Raw genomic sequence first — 14624 nt, forward strand, 5'->3', positions numbered from 1 at the left:
CGAGCGATGGCTGTCGGCTACTCGGGGACGGTTCAGTCTGACGGCATCGGCGGGGCGACGGTCTCGTCTTCGGAGACGTTCAGCTCCGAAGTGACGAGGGCCCGGTAGGCTCGGCGGAGTCGCTCCGAGAGCGCCTGGTGGGAGATTCCCAGCTCCTCGGAAAGCTCCTGCATCGATACTTCGCGCGGGATCTCGAAGTAGCCGTGGTCGATCGCCGCGACGAGCGTCTCGTACTGGCGAGCGGTGAGCCCACACTGGGAGTGGCTCTCCTCCGCCAGATCGAACAGGCGAACGATCGTCGGCGCGACGTCTTCCTCGTCGAGGCGGTCGTAGAGCGAACTCACGCTCTCCCGGTCGGTGAACCGGATGCTGAGCAGCCACGTGCCGCTCGAGGCTGACGCGCTCAGGACCGTCCCCTTCTCTTCGATGACCAGATCGAAGATGTCGACGGTGTCCGGCTCGAACTCGATGTCGTACAGCCACCGATCATCGTCGCTGTTGATCAACGCGTAGTCGCCGATCGCGGTGGCGTCGTCCAGTGCCTCCTTGACGGCGTCCTGTGACGGACCCGACAGCCAGAGACCGTGACCGCTCGAGGCGATCACTCGCTCCATCTCGCAGGTGAGCGAGGGGACGGCCTCGAACAGCTCGCCGGCGCCAGTTCCCTCCGCGGGAATCTCGATGTCTGCAATCGATGTCATGATTCTCAATCACTACTACGACGACGAACCCAATAACCCCACTTCCAAAGGGATTAGCCGTGACAAAGCCGAATTACAGTTCGACTGATTGGTTCCGATCCGAGGGTATTCACGCCATCTTATCAGAATACTAGAAGTAGTATCGAAACGCGTTCATACGGAGGTGACGGCGACTGTCGGAGGAGGAGGGCGTTCCGTTCGTGTGGTACGGAATCCGATTCGTACCACTCGGACGATACACCGCGAAGTTCGTTCCGAACGAGGCGTCGCTAGTGGTCGTCGCGTTTGCCCGAGTTGGAATCGAGTCCGTCGTCTTCGCGTTCGTGCTTCTTCGGAGGATCAGCGACGGAAACGGGCTCGAGCGAGCGGATCGTCGCCACGAGGTCGTCGACACCGTCCGATCCGCGACCGACGATTTCGCCGCCGACGGCGGACGGGTCGCGGTCCCCGACGAGAATCGTCGGCAGGGGGGCCGCCGAGAAGCCCTCGACGACGACGAACGCGTAGCCCCGACGCTCGAGGCGCACGAGCGTGCTCGCGAGCGCCTGTAGCTCGGGATCGTCGGACTCGAGCAGGGCGGTTCCGTCGGGACGGGATGGCGGATCGCGCTTCCCGCGCGTGCTGATGTCGAAGGTGAGTTCGGGGGTGATCCCGACGACGGTCTCGGCGCCGGCGGTCCGGTGGCGATGGGTGTCGGCCCCCGGGGTATCGATTTCGATGTCGTGATGAATCGATTTGACGGTCGCGACGCGCCCGTGCTCGGCCAGTTTCGGCACGAGGCTCTCGACGAGCGTCGTCTTGCCGGAATCGCTCGGGCCGGCCAGCGAGATAATTCGAAGCGAAGCGCCGTTACTCATGCGATAACGGGCTTTGTACGGGAGCCGAACACAAGACACGTTCGAACGAGAGAAGCGAGGTCGATCCGGCCCGACTCGAGGATTCCAGTATCCATCTGTGAGCCGAGCACTGGCGACCGGTGACGGTCCGTTTTCGGACCGGAGAGCGATGGCAGGTCGACAGATCGGAGTGAGATGGCACGATGGCGGACTCGAGGGGCCTTTTGATCACTCAGTACGGCCCATCACGGTCGCCTCGTGGCGGCTGTGGCTGGGCTGACGGTTCCGGTTGCTGTCCGGTAGCTACCGACGGCGTCGATCCGCAGGTTCCACAGCGGAAATCGCCCTCGTCGGTGTCGGTGAATCCCTCTAGCGGCGAGGGTGGCGTCTCGTCGAAGACATCGGGTTCGACGTCGAACCGCTCGGCATCGATTTCCACGAGTCGGTCGACCAGCTCCGCGAGCGTCCGGTAGAACGCCACGTCGCTTTCGTCTAGCACCGTCTCGGCGAACCGGGGGATCCAGCGACCGAGGTGATCCTCGAGGAAGTCACCCTGTGCATTGGTGACGATATCGATACCGTCATCGTCCCCGTCAAGTTCGAGGTAGGCCGTCTGGAGCGAGAGGTACGACAGGAACTCGAGTTGCAGGCAGAGGTGATCCGCCCGTTCTCGATTCGCTTCGGTCAGCGTCAGCCCGAACGCCTTGTAGAACCCCGAGAGGTCCGCCAGCGTGTCCGTGCTGGTCACGAGGGTTCCGGGGGCGTACTCGATCTGGTACTGCTGGATCTCACCGCCTTCCTCGAAGCCGAACAGTGTCGCCCAGTCGGAGTAGCGTTCGTCGATGTCGTCCGGATCGGTCGGGGCGGTCTCGGCGACTGCCTCGGCGCGATCCCGGAGTTCGTCGTCCTCGAAGTGGGCGGCCGATTCGAGCAACTGCTCGGTGAACTCGCCGGAGACGAGGGCCTCCTTGAGTTCGTCGCCTGGGCGGTCGAACGCCAGCGACGTGAGATTGTACAGTCGTGCGCGGTGGACGTGTGTGTCTGGAGTCATGGTTACGTGACGTCGAGTCGGTAGGCGTCGTTCTGTTCGTCGTAGTGTTCGCGCTCGTACTGCGGTTCTTCCATCGGGACGCGGGCGACGGTCGAGCCGCTGCCGTCGTACCCGATCGCCTCATCCTCGGTGACCTCGAACTCCTCGACGCGCCACTCGGTCGATCCCATCAGGTGGAGCAGGCCGCGAAGCTTCCGGTGTTCCTCGTCGCCGCGTCGAGCGGCTTTGTAGGTCTCTTTGGCCTCCTCGACGCCGGGACCGAACATCTGGTAGAGGTAGTCGTCGGGCACGTTGATCGGCGGCACGTAGTAGACGTTCGGCTCGAGGCCGAGCTGTGGGTACAGCGGGAGTGCGACTTCGGCCTCGTGGACCATGAAGTCGATCGGGTTGTTCGGGTCCGCCTGGTCCGGCGGGTTGATCCAGCCGTGCTGGCGGATCTTCCCGAGGCAGTTTTCGAAACACTGCGGGACCATCCCCTCCTCGATCTTTGGGTAACAGCCGACGCACTTCTGTGAGACGCTCTCGGCGGGGTTGTACACGGACTTGCCGTACGGACAGGCCCGAACGCACTCTTGGGCTGCCTGACAGCTGTCCTCGTCGATGAGGACGATACCGTCTTCGGTCCGTTTGTAGACCGCTTGCACCGGACAGCCACCGGCACAGGCGGCGAACGAGCAGTGGTTACACACTCGGGGGAGGTAGAAGAACCACATCGGGTGGGTCTCCTCCTGCTCCGAAATGTGGGTGTCTGACTCGAACGACTCGCCTGCCGGTTCGTCCTCGCCGATGTTCGGATGTGCCCAGTCCTGATCGTCGGGACGGTAGCCGACGATATCCTCACCGTGCATGTTGCCCAGATCGTCGTCAATCAACATGTCCTCCCAGTCGACGTCGTTGGCCTCGAAGATCGTGTCGCCCTCGTAGACGCCATCGGACCCCCAGTTCTGGGTGCCCAGCCGGTCGAGGACCTCCTGGTCCCACCCGATCGGATGGGAGCCGTAGGGCTTGGTCTCGACGTTGTTCCAGAACATGTGCTCCTGGCCCTCGCCGTGGGTCCAGGTAGTCTTACACGACATCGTACATGTCTGGCATGCGATACACTTGTTGATGTCGAACACCGCGCCCCACTGTCGGTCCGGGCGGGACTCGGCGTACGGGAATTCCATCTCGCGTCCGATCTGCCAGTTGTATACTTCTGCCATTGGTGGTCACCTCGTGTTAGTCGTCGGATTCGCTCGCAAAGCCGCCGCTCAGGTACTGCTCCATTCGTTCGTTCTCGTTGGCGGGTCGGATCCCTTTCTCGTTGGGAGCCCACTCTCCGTCAGGCTCGCCATCCTCGTCTATGCCGCCGTCTTCGGCCTTCTCGATCTTGACGAACGCTTCCTTGGGCGCGCCGTTCGCACAGTGGACGTCCGCGGCGAACCCTTCGCCGATGTTCTGGCCGGCCATATCCTTGCGGGCCATGCTGTCGGTCAGCCGGGTCGGTCGGAAGAACGACGTCGTCGCGCTCTGATGGCCGCCGCTGCGGTAGAGGGACACGTAGTCGGTGTCCTCGGCTTTGGCCATCCCGTCGTCGCGCTCTTCCTGGGCCTCGTAGGTCTTGTGCGAGGTCTGGTTGACGTTCATCCAGCTCCGGGTGACGCCTTCGGGCAGTCCGGGCTGGTAGCGCACGCGCATCATCGCACGGGCGTAGTCGTCCTCGCCGTCCTCGGGATCGTAGCCGTAGTACGGCCGATCCTGTGGGTCGGCGTCGACCCACACGTAGTCGCCGTCCGCGAAGCCTTCGTCGCGAGCATCGTCCGGGTTCATCTCGATGTAGCCCTCGCCGTAGTAGGGCATCCGCTCGTCCTCGCGGTGCATGTCGCCGTAGTTGCCCCACCAGACGGCGATGTTCGGCAGGGAGTTCGAGAACGTGTGCGCGCCGTGGCGGTACTTCGGCGTCATGTAGATGTAGTCGTACCCCTCGGCCAGGTCGGACAGCGGGTGCGTGCTGTCCAGCAGTTCCGTCGGCGTTTTGATCACGTTCCGAACCTGACGAGCGTTCGTGTCCTCGGCGCTTTCGTCGTCCCACTCGAGGTCTTCGGGGGTGTCCGGCGTGATCACCGGACTGTCGCTGTCGTCGACGAGGACGTTCGGCTCGTAGGGGGTCGCGTCCATCGGTTCGCGGTGGACGGGGATGTTCTCGCCCGCCTGCGTGAACTCCTCCTCCTCGCGGAAGAACTCCATCCGTCCGGTCTTCGTATACCACGGCTCGTCCTCCTGGATCTGCCGGCTGCCGACGTACTTGGGGTAGGTCCGGGACATGATCAGCGCGGGCGTCCCGTCAGCGGCGTCGTCCAACAGTTCGTCGACGTCGTACCCCTTCGTCATGTTGGAGTGATCGAGGATCCGCTGGAGGTACGGTTTGGCCTTGTACTCGTCTTCGTCGATGAACTGCCAGTAGTCCTCGAAGCGGTCGTCGCCGGTGATTTCGGCGAGCTTCTGGGCGACCCCCTTGTAGTGTTGGGCGTCGTTGCGAGTGTTGTAGATCCGATCGATCCCCGACTCGGGCATCGTGATGACGAACGGGTTCGTCACGGAGGCCGTGATGTCGTGGACGTTGTGCTCGGCCCACGAGTCCGCCGGGAAGACGATGTCCGAGTACTCACAGGTCATCGTCCACCACCACTCGCTACAGAAGAACGACTCGATGCGGCCCGTTCGCAAGGCGTTCTCGATGATCTTGTAGGACCCCTTCGCGTTGCCGAGGAAGGAGTTCGAGCCGGCGATCCACACCGACTTCGTCGGCGTATGCATGTGCGAGTCGCCCTGGAAGTAGTCGCCTTCGACCTTCAGCGGCTCGTCCAGGTTGGCATACCAGTGGGCCGACTGCATATCGAACCGGCCGTCGACCTCGGCCTCCTCGTCGGGATCGAGTTCGGGGTTGAATGGATCTTCCTGGGTGTACTGCCAGACGCCGTTGAAGTACGCCGCCCGGTAGTTTCCGGCGTAGCTACCGATGTTGCCGCTGAAGCTCCCGACGTTCTGGGTCAGCGACGCGACCAGGAAGGCGGCCCGGTCCTTCAGATCTTGGTTCGTGTAGTGGTTCGGCCCCATCCCGGTCAGGATGAGCGTCTCCTCCTGATTGTCCGCGAGATCCTGTGCGAGGTTCTCGATCGCCTCGGGCGCGGTGCCGGTCACGTCCGACGTCGACTCCAGATCCCACGTCCCGCTCAGGTGTTCCTTGATCAGGTCGAAGACCGGGCGGACCTCGACAGTCTCCCCGTCGGCGAGTTCGACCTCGAAGGTACCCTCGAGCGTCGCAGCGACATCGAACTCGTCGCCGACTTCCTCTCGAGTGACCGTCTCGAGTTGGCCTGTTTCGTCGTCGCGGACCACGAAGTCGCCCCACTCTTCGCGCATCTCGTCGGTGATGACCTGCTCGTCGATATCCGTGATGTCGACGCCGGGACGTTCGCTGTCGTCGGCGACAGTGGCCGTCTTCTCGAGGTCGCCGAGTTCGTGGTCCTCGTCGACATCGCTCGCGCGAAGGAACTCGCCTTCGTCCAGTCGGACCAGCATGGGGAGGTCCGTGTACTTCCGGACGAAGTCCTCGTCGTACTGTTCTTCTTCCATGAGGATCCGCGCGGCACCGAGGAACAGCGCGGAGTCGGTCGCCGGGCGGACGATCGTCAGTTCGTCACACTTCGAGGCCGTCGCGTTGTAGTCGGTGAAGATGCCCGTGATCTTGGTCCCTTTCAGACGAGCCTCGGTCAGCCAGTGACAGTCGGCCATCTTCGTCGTCAGGAAGTTGATCCCACAGAGGATCACGTGGTCGGCGTACTCGACGTTCGCCAGGTCGAAGTCGACCGTCTGCTGGCCGGTGACCATCGGGTGACCCGGGGGCAAGTCGGTGTGGAACGAGTAGTTGTCCAGTCCGACCGCGCCGAGTGCATCTTCCTCACCCGTGTCGCGAACGTAGTTGTCCAGTAGCGCCATGGAGTTCGCGTTCCGGTACTGGCCGAACAGCTTGATCGGGCCGAGCAGCGGCATCCCGCCGCGGAACTTCATCGACCGGACGCCCGCGCCCTGGGTCTCCTCGACGACGCGTTCGTCGTAGTCCTGGTCGAGCAGTGACTGCATCCCGCTCTCGCCACTGTAGTGCTGGGCGATCTCGAGGAACGTCTCCGCGGCGATCTCGTAGGCCTCGTCGTGTTCGACCTCGATGAAGTCGTCCTCGCCGCGCTGGGCGTACTCCACGGGCATCGAGCCGTCATCGTCGCGCGGGAAGCCGTCCTCGTACCACTCGAGGAACCCTTCTCGGATCATCGGGGCTTTCACGCGACGATCGCTGTAGAACCGCTCGATCATCGCGAGGCCCTTGTTGCAGACCCGGGGGTCCCAGCGACTGGTCGCCTGATTGCCATAGAGGTCTTCGGCATCGCCGAAGCCCATCGACGGGCCCAGCCGCGTAATTTCGCCGTTCTTGACGGAGGCCTCGAGGTAGCAGTTGTGGGTGTCGTTTGGCTGGCACGTGAGCATGTAGGCGTCATCGCGATCCCACACGTCACGATACTGTTCTTCCCACTCCTGATTCGGATACTCCTCGAAGGGATTCATCGGGCCGTCGTCGGCGTCGGTTTCGGTGTCGCCGGTCAGCCGTCGGAACCCGAGCAGTCCGAGTCCGGACGCTCCCGCGACGCCCGCCGCAGCGGCGCCGAGCTCTCGTCGGGTTAGATTCAGTCCGTCGTCGTCCGTTTCAGACATCGTCCCACCTCGTGTGTCCAAGCGGTTGATAGTCGGAGGGCGATACCGTCGCCCGCTCGTGCGGACAGCGCCGATCGATTGGGGGGTGTCCGTGTGCCATCACAGGCATAACTCGAGGGGCCATGGGTTAACCAAAATCGCCTGTTCCCACCTGCTGAGGACAGCTCGCGGTAAATCCTGCGAATAGTGGGCTTTTATTACGGTGTCAAAAGTCGCCCCGAACGACGATTCGACTACGCCAGCGAAACTGGGTGCACGTAAGGGACGTCAGTGCCAGTCTCGAGGGGCCCTCGAATTACACTACACTCGATGCCACACTCGTCTCGAGCCCCACTCGCATAACCACTGACAAACTGGCTGTAAACCGAGGGGACAGCTACGCCGGCGGTTCGGATTTCGATGGCGTCGCCGCGTCGCTCTCGGGTTCGAATTCGATTACCCAGCCATCCCGGCCGAGATCACGGATTCTCGATTCGGCAATCGACCGGCCGTCGGACTCGAGTGACGTTTCCACGACCGCGACAAGCTCCTCCGGATCGCCGCGCATCAGCACCGAGACCGGCGCGTCGCCGACACCGAACTCGGCGACCGAGTGTCGCTGCACCGCGGTTGGTGGCAGCCCACGCAGATCGACCGCGTCCTCGGGCACCTCGGGGCCGTTCGACCCCGCGAGGAACTCCTGGACGTCCGACGCGAGCGTTTCGATTGCGGTTTCCCCTGCCGTCGAGGGCTCGTCGAAATCGCTCGTCAACGGCTCCCGGAGCGACGGATCGAAGGGCACCGGCTCGAGCGATTCGTTTGCAACCTCGACCGAATTGATCTCCTCGACGAGGGATCGGCCGTCGCCCTCGTATGGGGACTCGAGGCCCTCCTCGTCGGTCGCGACCATGTTCGAAACGACGCCGATCGTCGGGACGCCGTAGGCTTCGAACAGCGCACCGGTTCGCTCGGCCGACCGAGTGCCGGCGCTGGTCGGCGTACTGACGAGCAACGCACCGTCGAGCGGCGCCTGCTGGACCAGCGTGGTCACGGCTTCGCCGATGCCCGGCGGGAGGTCGACGAGCAACACGTCTCTGTCCTCCCAGACGGCGTTGCCGAGCAGATCGGTGACGACGTCGTGGACCATCGCTCCTCGCCAGGCGACCGGCCCGTCCTCGGCGATCAGTTCGACGCTGATCACCTCGATTCCCTCCGCAAGGACCGGCATCGGACTCCCCGAGGGCGTCGACTGGACCGGCCCCTCGGCCTCGAGCAGATCCGGCGCGTCGGGGGCGTGGACGTTTGCGTCGAAGACGGCGACGTCCAGTCCCGCCGCGTCGAGCGCTCGCGCGAGCGAGACGGTTACCGTGCTCTTGCCGACGCCGCCTTTCGCGCTGCCGACGGCGATCAGTGAGTCGACGCCGGTGACCGGAAGCCCGGTCTCAGGTGCCTCCGCGTCGACGGCCTCAACGCGCGCGTGGTCAACTCCATGCGTCGCGAGTCCGGCACCGTGTAACTGGTCGGTGACTCGATTACCCAGCCGCTGATCGAGTCGGCCGAAGTTCACGACGAACGTGACGATGCCGTCCTCGACGATGACGTCTTCGAGCAGTTGCTCGCTGATCGGGTCGCCGCCGGGGATCTGGACCTCCCGTACGCGGTCGACGACCGCGCGTCTGATCTCGTCGTCGGTCTCGGGTGGCTCGGCTGTCATAGCTGATCGTTCGATCCGGAGCGGTATTTCACCCGTCGGGAGTTCCCAGGCCCTGGGAAGACTGTACCTGGTGTGTGGACAAGCACCGAAGACCTGCTCGTCGAGACGACGATTCAATCTCCCACGAATGGCCGGGAGCAATCGACCGGCGGGACCAATCCGCACGCAACCGCTCGGTAGCCGCGCTCGGCCCCACCGATCGTTCACGACAGCGGTTCGAAAACTCGGGAGTTCGTGAACGCTCCCTACATCGGCGCGAGGCGATCATCGGTGCGAATACAGACGCAGTCGCGGTGGGTGACGACGACTGTGTGATCGTCGGTCGTAAACTCGACGCTGACAGTACTCTCAGTTCCCTCCGCGTGGGTGAGGAGACTGTCCAACGCTTCGGTCTCGACCTGTTCGTAGAGCGGCTCGAGTTCCCCGATCGGAACGTTCTTTATGACAGACAATCCCCGCAAAATCATGTGTGTGACCGATTCCGATTCGTCACGCACGGTCCGAATCTCCACACGGTCGTCGTCCGGCCGACGGCTGTGGTTGTGATGGACCATATTACTTTTCGTGACCATCCGGAAAAGAGGGTTATCCCAAATTGAACGGGTATTGGATGGACTCTCCTTGGACGCCGATATCGGCGAAACCACCGTCAAAAACGCCAAGACACTGGTACTGTGACGCGGCTAGAACAGTTCGACGCGGATACCGTCGTCCTCGAGTTCTTCGGCGAACGCCTCGGCGTCGGTTTCGATCGGCTCGAAGGTGTCGTAGTGTTCCGGAAGCACTAGTTCTGGCTCGACGCTGCGAGCGAAGTCGGCGGCCTCGTGGCGATCCATCGTGAAGTGGCCCCCGATCGGCGGCACGAATACATCTGCAGTGATCGACTCGTGGTGGTCGAGAAAGTCCGTGTCCGACGGGCAGAAGATTGTCGTCCCCTCGAGCGTCAAGAGAAGCCCGATCACTTCGCCTTCGGCGTGGAACGGGGAGCCGTCCTCGTCGACGTGCTCGCCGTCCGGATCGTTGTGCGCCGGGACGGTCCGGACCTCGATGCCGTCTACGGTCAGATCACCCTCGTGGGGGAGGTCGACGACGTCGTACGAGAGATCGCTCGTGTCGACGGCCTCGAAGACTGCGACCGTAACGTCGTCGCCGGCGACCGCCTCGATCGCCTCCGGATCGTAATGATCGAAGTCGTCGTGCGTAACGAAGACGATATCGCCGTCGCCCGGTTCGTCTTCGAGGACTTCGCCCCACGGATCGATGTAGATGATTCGACCGTCGTCGGTCTCGAGTCGCTTGCTCGCGTGGCCGATCCGCTCGAACGTGATACCCTCGTAGGTGGTGGACATGGTCGCTCGAGTGTACGCGGGTTTCGGCCTTATAGATCGGTGTCTCTGGCAGAGGAGGACGCTTTTGCGTAACGGTAGCCACTCGAGAAGATGGACACACAATTGTTCATCGGACAGCCGGAGTGAATCCCGATTTTATGGGCATAGTACATTGCTCCTTCTGGCCGAATTCGAGTCGGATGGAGGTGCTCTGGCTACCGACGTGGCAGAGGAACTCGTTCTCCGCCGGTCTATCTTCTCAGTAAGCGTTATTGCTACTCATTGTGGGTTGTTTCTATCATCACGCCAGCTGGCGCTCGAGTCCCGGCTGGGGAGTCGAACCGTAAAAAAGCCAAAGTTTGGGTGTCAGTCGTCTGCGTCGGTGATGACCTCTCCGCTGACGTTACCTCCTACGTTCGCTTCGGAGTCGTCTGGATCGTCACCGCCTCCACCGCCGATCGGTGGTCCGCCTGGATCAGGGTCAGGGTCTGGATCCGGATCTTTTTCCTTCTCCACATTCTCTTCGTCGTCTTTTTCGTCCGACTTGGTGTCATCATCCTTCTCGTCGTCGTCCTTCTCACCATCCGTCGGTTCAACCGTGCCATCTGGCTCCGAATCGTCGTCTCTCTCTGGGACGTCGTCCACCTCCGGCTCCGAATCGTCGGAACCCGTGAGGGTGGTATAGACGACAGCGCCCGATATCGTGACCAAGACCACGACGAGCCCGACGATCAGGCTCTGTCGTCGCATCTTAACCGTCGTACTCGTCTACTTCAGTCTCGGAGACGTCGACTGTGATGAAGAACTCGCTCGACGTGAAGTCTTCTCCCGGGGACCAGGCGTTCTCTCCGTCGGCAGATACGTTTGCGTGCGTGTGTCCACCGTAGCTCGAGTTTGCGACGAAGTCGAACGTGTCGCCGTCGAACTCGTCATCGTCGACGTAGAACACGAGCGTCTCGCCGTCTTTCGTACCATCGAACTCTGGAACCTCGTCGAAGTCGTCCCGCTCTTCGTTTTCGCTGAAGAAGCCTTCTTCAGAGGACCAGTTGACCTGGAAGTCCCAGGTGCCACCCTGATTTACGTCGAATCCGAGACCGAGGTTAGCGTCATCTTCTTTTTCATCAGACCACGGTTCTTCGAGTTCAACTGTGAAGACGCGCTCGTCTTCATCGTGACGACCGTAGACTGAGAGAACGCCCTCTTGGTCAGCATCGTCACCGTTCCCGGATTCGTTGTTCGGCGATGTCCCGATATGCTCGCTACTGACGATTTCACCACTCGCGTCTGTGTCGGAGCCGACATCAGCATCCTGATGAAGGTTGTTCATGATGACTTCGAGGTCTGCGTCAGTGTCCCCAACGACATTATCGTCAGCGTTGGTCGTGACCGTAACCTCGAGGCGGAGATCGACGTCTTCTGTCGTGTTTGATTCGCCGTTGCCATCTTCCTCGAAGTGGTCAGCACTGATTCCGGAGTGATCGAGAACGTCTCCTTCGAGCGTTTCATCGAGAGATACGTTGTTCTGGCTTTGGCCACCGATACTCGCGGTGGTATGGCGCCCGTCGTCGCCACCGATCGCTTCGGCGTTGCCGTCAGGGTCGACAGCCTGGAGTTCGACAGTAGCTTCGACAGCAGGGTCATTGAGCCCTTCGTATGAGAACTCGACGTTGTCTGCCCATACTTTGATCTTGTCGATCGATCCGTCGTCGCTCGTTCCTTCAATTGTTTCTGCGGAGAACGTGTGATCGCCGACTTCCGCGACGGCACTCCCCGACATGAGAACCGCGCCACCGATTGCTGCTGCGCCAATACTCCCCGTTCCGATCATGAATTTGCGTCTATTCATTGTGCGTTCGGTATTTGTGTCATCGCGCCCCCCAGCGCTCGACAACTCGAGTCCTGCGTGACCAGGGTGGAGTCGAAACCCGCTCGAGCCCACTTCGATCCCTAAAGTCAGATAGTATGACTATCTTTTACTCGTGATTACCACCGGCGACTAGTAATGGCCTGTGCCCTTACTTATCACTCGGTCTGCAGTTCTGCTGACGAGATTCAGGAAAAGATACTAATACAGCCAGTAATGAACGGGCGCGTCTCTACTCACGAGTCAACCCGAATCGCTAACGTCTGCTACGTACGCGACGGCCGAGGGTTTGCATCACCGACCGACACTTGGAGTCGGTTTGCCAGTAGTGGCTGTCAGCCGCTTCGCGATTGCTCGGTGGTGCTATCGCTCGAATGTTTTCTACACTTCCTCATTCGTGGTGGGCGCGGGCTCGAGTGTCGTGGAACTCGTCGTCCGGCGGCCACGGACGCCGGGTTCAGGCCGACGGGCAACGGGCTACCGGCCGTCGAGCGAACCGTTGGCGGTGCTCCAACCGAGACGCGGTTCCCGCCGAATGGGCCCTCCACGTCAGCACAACTGTTTCATTCACCGCGTGAGTCGGCCTAGTCGCTTAGTGCTGGGGTAAGTGCTCGAGCAGTCGCGACATCGAGATCGGTTCGATCGCTCGGGATCACGCCAGAGACCGTTGCTCACCCCGTTCGAAAACTGCGACAGTTTCGGGAGGGATTACGTCGAATATACGTAATAACCCCCGTTGCGGAGCGATGGACGTGACTTCAGACGATTCACGTAGTCGGAGGATTGGGCGGCGATCGTATCTGAGAGGAAGTCTCGTCGGACTCGGAACGCTATCAGTCACCGGTGTGGCGGCTGCAAACGAGTCCGAGGACCAGTGTCCCATCGAAGAACCGGACGAGTCCGGAGAGCGGGAGGAGCCGAACGAGACCGAAGAACGGGAGGAGGCCGAGGAGCCGGACGAAACCGAAGACCAAGAGGAGATCGAGGAGCAGTACGAGACCGTTATCGACGTCGTCGAAGCGGGTGCGGATCCCGAGGGGAACGAATCGATCACGCCCGTGTTACGGGAGGTCATCGGTGACGATACGCTCCTCGAGTTCCCGGAGGGACGATACTACGTGGACGAGCAACTGCGGTTTACCGGGTTCGAAAACGTCGGGTTCGTCGGCGAAAACGCGACGTTGGTTCCGGCGACCTACCACGAGTTCGACGGGCCGCAGTATCGCCTGTTCCGACTGGGGACCAGCGACGCCCCCGGTCACGACCTTCGGTTCGAGGGCTTCGACGTCGACCAGACCGCTGACGAGACGGGGATCCGGGTCATCAACGCCGAAGTCGAAGACGGTCTCCTCGTCCGGGACATCACCGTCCACGGCGTCCACGACAGCGGGACCTGGGGGCCGGGATTGTTCAACGTAACCGAGCCCGACGGCGAAGGAGTGGTCACCCGATTCCGCGCGGAGGACGGTGCCGTCCACGTCGACGAGACGCCGAACGCGGGGAACAGGTGGCGCGGTGCGACCGGCATCATCGTCAACCCGGCCCACCGCGGAACGCTCGTCTTCGAGGACTGCAGCCTGGGCGGGTTCCCCGACAACGGATTGTACGCGTCGAACGATACCGGGCGCGTCGGTGTCGACGGCGGCTGGTTCCAGAACAGTACCACCGCGTCGATCCGACTCAGCGGAACGACGGGTGCGATCAGGGACGCGACCGTCGTCGTCGACGACGATCCGCACGACTCGGACGGCCAGCACGCGATTCGCCTCGACGGCGGGGATCAGTCCCTCGAGAACGTCACCGTTGATGTCCCACAGCCCAACGGCGACGCGATCAGAATCATGAACGGCGTCGACAGCGCCTCGATCTCGAGTTCCGAACTCACCGTCGGCGACCGGCCGAACACCGGGGTTCGGATCGATCCCGCGGCTGGGGCGACGACCCTCGAGGACGTCACGATCGATATCGACGGCAGCGCCAACGCGGTTCGAATCCTCGGCGGTGACGCCGAACCGGTCGTCCTCGAGGATGTCCGAATCACCGGCGACGCGCCGGGAACCCGAAACCGCCACGCGATCTTCTGTGAGCGGTCCGGCTGCCGGTTCGTCGGTCTCGACGTCGAACAGGTGGGCGGCGACAGCCGACGTGGCCTCGATCTGCGGGGATCGGACTACGTCGTCGCCGACAGCGAGTTCGTGACGACGCACACGCCGATCGTCGTCAACGGCGGGGACGACATCACGATCGAGAACACCGTCGCGCGCTCCGTCGACGACGGGTACTCCCTCCGCATCACCGGCGATTCCGGAACCGTCGGTCTCGAGGGTAACGAGTTCCCCGACGGCGTTCGAGACGACCGGTGACAGCGGGCTGAACCGCCGACGCACGCTGTTTCGAGTCGGTTT

Annotated in this window: 11 protein-coding genes; 1 reads left to right on the forward strand and 10 read right to left on the reverse strand. The window is 62.3% G+C overall.

What is annotated here, in order from left to right; translation table 11 throughout:
• Positions 1–32: 32 nt before the first annotated feature.
• The 10 genes from ACSFDB_RS00575 to ACSFDB_RS00620 all read right to left on the reverse strand — a co-directional run bounded on the left by ACSFDB_RS00575 (position 33) and on the right by ACSFDB_RS00620 (position 12183).
• Positions 33–701, reverse strand: a complete 669-nt coding sequence (locus tag ACSFDB_RS00575) for a helix-turn-helix domain-containing protein (RefSeq protein WP_440769124.1) — start codon at positions 699–701, stop codon at positions 33–35.
• 269 nt (positions 702–970) lie between these two features.
• Positions 971–1558: a molybdopterin-guanine dinucleotide biosynthesis protein B gene (gene mobB / locus ACSFDB_RS00580; protein ID WP_440769125.1), complete on the reverse strand. Its 588-nt coding sequence runs from the start codon at positions 1556–1558 to the stop codon at positions 971–973.
• 211 nt (positions 1559–1769) lie between these two features.
• Positions 1770–2588, reverse strand: coding sequence for a TorD/DmsD family molecular chaperone (locus tag ACSFDB_RS00585; protein ID WP_440769126.1), 819 nt, complete (start codon positions 2586–2588; stop codon positions 1770–1772).
• A gap of 2 nt (positions 2589–2590) precedes the next feature.
• Positions 2591–3790 carry a 4Fe-4S dicluster domain-containing protein gene (locus tag ACSFDB_RS00590; RefSeq protein WP_440769127.1) on the reverse strand — a complete coding sequence of 400 codons (1200 nt, stop codon included), beginning with the start codon at positions 3788–3790 and terminating at the stop codon, positions 2591–2593.
• 16 nt (positions 3791–3806) lie between these two features.
• Positions 3807–7334, reverse strand: a complete 3528-nt coding sequence (locus ACSFDB_RS00595; RefSeq protein ID WP_440769128.1) for a molybdopterin-dependent oxidoreductase — start codon at positions 7332–7334, stop codon at positions 3807–3809.
• Positions 7335–7710: 376 nt separating this feature from the next.
• A complete protein-coding gene (locus ACSFDB_RS00600; RefSeq protein ID WP_440769129.1) occupies positions 7711–9027 on the reverse strand; it encodes a P-loop NTPase in 1317 nt (438 codons plus the stop codon).
• 245 nt (positions 9028–9272) lie between these two features.
• Positions 9273–9599, reverse strand: a complete 327-nt coding sequence (locus ACSFDB_RS00605) for a HalOD1 output domain-containing protein (RefSeq protein ID WP_440770161.1) — start codon at positions 9597–9599, stop codon at positions 9273–9275.
• A gap of 111 nt (positions 9600–9710) precedes the next feature.
• Positions 9711–10376, reverse strand: a complete 666-nt coding sequence (locus tag ACSFDB_RS00610; RefSeq protein ID WP_440769130.1) for an MBL fold metallo-hydrolase — start codon at positions 10374–10376, stop codon at positions 9711–9713.
• A 345-nt stretch (positions 10377–10721) separates the two neighbouring features.
• Positions 10722–11105: a hypothetical protein gene (locus ACSFDB_RS00615; protein ID WP_440769131.1), complete on the reverse strand. Its 384-nt coding sequence runs from the start codon at positions 11103–11105 to the stop codon at positions 10722–10724.
• A 1-nt stretch (position 11106) separates the two neighbouring features.
• Positions 11107–12183 carry a hypothetical protein gene (locus ACSFDB_RS00620; protein ID WP_440769132.1) on the reverse strand — a complete coding sequence of 359 codons (1077 nt, stop codon included), beginning with the start codon at positions 12181–12183 and terminating at the stop codon, positions 11107–11109.
• 1016 nt (positions 12184–13199) lie between these two features.
• Between ACSFDB_RS00620 and ACSFDB_RS00625 the strand changes: the two genes are divergently transcribed.
• Entirely contained in the window at positions 13200–14582 is a 1383-nt protein-coding gene (locus tag ACSFDB_RS00625) for a hypothetical protein (RefSeq protein ID WP_440770162.1), read from the forward strand.
• Positions 14583–14624 lie beyond the last annotated feature (42 nt).

The sequence above is a fragment of the Natronorubrum amylolyticum genome, from assembly GCF_052040145.1.
GTDB lineage: Archaea > Halobacteriota > Halobacteria > Halobacteriales > Natrialbaceae > Natronorubrum.